5 protein-coding genes are annotated in these 3,415 nt (G+C 66.7%); 1 reads left to right on the forward strand and 4 read right to left on the reverse strand.

The features are described from left to right. Positions 1–120 precede the first annotated feature (120 nt). The 4 genes from VGH54_RS24370 to VGH54_RS24385 all read right to left on the reverse strand — a co-directional run bounded on the left by VGH54_RS24370 (position 121) and on the right by VGH54_RS24385 (position 2,020). Positions 121–783: a sensor domain-containing protein gene (locus tag VGH54_RS24370; protein WP_331514699.1), complete on the reverse strand. Its 663-nt coding sequence runs from the start codon at positions 781–783 to the stop codon at positions 121–123. Positions 784–855: 72 nt separating this feature from the next. Then, positions 856–1,311 carry a hypothetical protein gene (locus tag VGH54_RS24375; RefSeq protein WP_331514700.1) on the reverse strand — a complete coding sequence of 152 codons (456 nt, stop codon included), beginning with the start codon at positions 1,309–1,311 and terminating at the stop codon, positions 856–858. Between the two features lie 60 nt (positions 1,312–1,371). Continuing rightward, complete coding sequence (locus VGH54_RS24380; RefSeq protein ID WP_331514701.1) at positions 1,372–1,551, reverse strand: hypothetical protein; 180 nt, start codon at positions 1,549–1,551, stop codon at positions 1,372–1,374. Positions 1,552–1,669: 118 nt separating this feature from the next. Next, a complete protein-coding gene (locus VGH54_RS24385; RefSeq protein WP_331514702.1) occupies positions 1,670–2,020 on the reverse strand; it encodes a hypothetical protein in 351 nt (116 codons plus the stop codon). A 190-nt stretch (positions 2,021–2,210) separates the two neighbouring features. Between VGH54_RS24385 and VGH54_RS24390 the strand changes: the two genes are divergently transcribed. After that, the coding region (locus tag VGH54_RS24390) for an adenylate/guanylate cyclase domain-containing protein (RefSeq protein ID WP_414688789.1) at positions 2,211–3,415 on the forward strand (1,205 nt) is incomplete at its 3' end.

The raw sequence follows: 3,415 nt of genomic DNA on the forward strand, positions 1-3,415 counted from the left end.
CCGATCCCTTCGGGCCCGGACCGTCGGTCACGGACCACTGGTTGCGCGCGGCTACCCAACGATAGTCACAAGGTTCCATCTTCCAGACGGCACCGACATATTCCCGAAGGCTCCCGGTAACTATTGCCCCAGCGCGTTCTGCATGGCACCGGCCAGCACATTCACCGCCGGGCCACCATTGCCGGACTGACAGACTTTCGCTTGCAGCAGGACGTTTTCCCGCAGACGGGTCTGGGTGAAACATCGGCGGTCGGTTCCGGCTTCCTGCTTGGTCCACGCCGCGTCGGCCGGGCCGGGCGGCCCGCCGTCGAAGGACCACACCTGCGTCGTCCCGTTGTCCAGGTGCATGGGCGTGGTCTGACCGGCGCAACCGATCGTGCGGTCGACGACGCGGTGAAACGCCGCGCCGGCGGCCGGCGCGGTGGCGAACACCCCGACCGCCTGCTTGACCAAGTGCGTCTGATCGGTCGGCGAGGTCTGCGTGCTGGCCCCGTTGAACGACGCCAGATCGGGATCGTTGTAGACCTCCGGCAGCCCGACGTCGGCCCAGTTGTTGCATGCCGGGTTATCGACGAAGTAGCCCTGGAACGGCTGGGTGAACAACGATTCGTCGCGCATAGGTCCCCCGACGATGTTGCCCACCGAGCCCTTGCCCAGGACCGCGTAGCTCACCACCCCGGGATCCGACGGCCGAGCCGACGCGACCGGGATGGCCAATGCGGCCGCGGCGCAACCGACCGACGCGCCGATAGCGAACGCGGCCGAGGTGATCCGCGCGGTCATAGGTCTCGATCCTGCCAATTGAACGCACATGTGTGACAACGGGTTTGGCAATCCGATAAACCTCTGCCGACGCTACGGGGTGTAGGTCGGTGGGGGTGGCGGGGGCTCCTCGGGACCCGGTGGCGGTGGCGCCTCAGGACCACCGTGACCGCCGGGACCCGCATGACCGCCAGGCCCACCAGGACCCATGCCCGGGCCCCACGGACCGCCCCACGGCGGACCGCCGGGACCGCTACCCGGCGGGAACGGCCCTCCGGGGAACACCACCCACGGCGGACCCTCGGGACCAGCCGGCCCGACCGGCCCGTCGGGACCGAACATCCCGTGATGGTGGTGGCGATACGGCTGCCCGTGGTCGGAGAACTTGACGCCGGCGAAGAATACGACCGCCAGCACGAACAGAATGCCTGCCACAATCACCACCCACGCCGCGGCCCGGTAGAGGCGGGAGTGCTGGGTCGCGGCCGGGTATACCGGCGGGGGCGGCCCGGCGGGCGACTGAATCGGGGGTTCGGGTGCTTGGGTCATGTGTCGATCATGCCCAGGCAAAGTCCGGCCGACAACCAGTTGCGCAGGTGAGTCGGATGTTTAGTATCCGAGCACCCAGACGAATTTCAGGATGACCACGGCAATGAGGGTGACTCCGGCGACGATGGCCACCCACGCGGCTACTTGATACAGCCGCTCGGAGTGCGGTGCTACCGGCGCGACGACGGGTGCCGGTGCAGCGGGAGGCGGCGGGGTAGACGGCTCGGGTGTCTCGCTCATACCCGCATAATGCCTCAGGTCAGCGGTGTCCGCGAGTGGTCCGTTTCCGCAGCAAAGTCCAAAAACAGGGAGTCCGGCGCCCCCGAAGGGGACGCCGGACTCATAGGGAAACTCAGGGCTACGGGGTCGCCGGAGCCGGTGCAGGAGTGAGTGACGGAGTGACGGATTCCGGCACGTGCGACGGCCCCGGACCGCTGGGCCCCTGGTGCACGCCGGCGCCCTGGCCGTGGTGTTGCGGGCCGCCGTGGCCCATCGAGTGGTGGTGCCGCCCGTGGTGATGGCATCCATGATGCCCCAGGTGGGCGACCTTGAAGCCGGCGAAGAAGACGCTCAAGACGATGAACACGATGCCGGCGACGATTACGACCCAAGCCGCGAATCGGTAGAGCCAATAGGGTTTGACCGCCACGGTCGCCGGCTCCGTGGCGACTGTGGTCGGTGTTGTTGGGGTGTCAGGTGTTTCGCTCATACCCGAAATGATCCGGGGCTGACAGCTAGGTTCCGCTGGGTACAACCTATGAAGAAGATATGAGTGACGCCGCAATCGGCCTGTAGCTGGACCTTCCGAATCAACGATCGCCGATGTCGGGATCGGCAGCGTCCCGTGACGGTACCGCGATATGACAGACATCGTTGACCAGCGGTGACACCATACTGATGTGAATCCCGGCGGGGATGGTGGCGGTGGACTGACCGCGACGGCACAGGTGTGTGGTTCCTGTGGCGCGCCGTCAAGCCCGACCGCCAAGTTCTGTGGCGAGTGCGGCGCGCGGCTCACCCGTACTACCCAGTCCGCTGAGTACAAGCAGGTTACGGTCTTGTTCGCCGACGTGGTGCACTCAATGGACATCGCGGCGGCCGTAGGCGCGGAGCGGCTGCGCGAGATCATGGCCGAGCTGGCCGACTGCTGCGCCGCAGTGGTGCAGCATTTTGGCGGCACTGTCGACAAGTTCACCGGCGACGGCATCATGGCGGTCTTCGGAGCGCCGGTGGCACTGGAGGACCACGCGGTTCGCGCCTGTCTGGCGGGTTTGGGGATTCAAGAGCAGGCGAAGCGACTCGCCGTGGGTGTCCGCGACCGCGACGGCGTGGAGCTGGCGTTGCGGGTGGGCCTCAACTCGGGTCAAGTGATCGCCGGTGAGATCGGGTCCGGACCGTTCGGCTACACCGCGATTGGCGAGCAGGTGGGGATGGCCCAACGCATGGAGGCGGCCGCACCACCGGGCGGTGTGATGCTCAGCGGTTCGACCGCCCGATTGGTCGAGCACGCCGTAATCCTGGGCGATCCGGAGATGGTGGGCATCAAAGGAGCGGTGAGCCCCGTCGCAGCACGTCGGCTGGTGGCGATCGCCGACCATCAGGCGCGACGAAGCAGTGAGCCAACGTTGGTCGGTCGCAGGTGGGAGCTGAGCACCATCGCCGCAATTCTCGACGAGGCGGTCGATGGAGCCGGATCTGTCGTCAACGTCGCGGGACCACCGGGCATCGGCAAGAGCCGACTGGTTCGCGAGGCCGCCGCGATCGCGGCCGCCCGCGGTATGGAAGTGATGACCACTCACTGCGAGTCACATGCCCGGGACATTCCGTTTCACGCGTTAGCCCGGCTGCTTCGAGCCGGCACGCAGACCACCGATCTCGACGCTGAAGCCGCTCGGGCGCAGATACGCAACCGGTTTCGGGATGCGGATCCGGAAGACCTTGTTCTCTTTGAGGACCTATTGCGAGTTCGGGATCCTGCCGACGTGTTGCCCGGCATCGCGGCCGACGCACGGCGCCGGCGATTAACGGCGCTGATCAACTCCGCGTCGCTCGATCGTGGCGATCCGGCGTTGTACGTGATCGAGGATGCCCAGTGGATCGATGA

Origin of the sequence: Mycobacterium sp. (genome assembly GCF_036488105.1) — a bacterium.
GTDB lineage: Bacteria > Actinomycetota > Actinomycetes > Mycobacteriales > Mycobacteriaceae > Mycobacterium.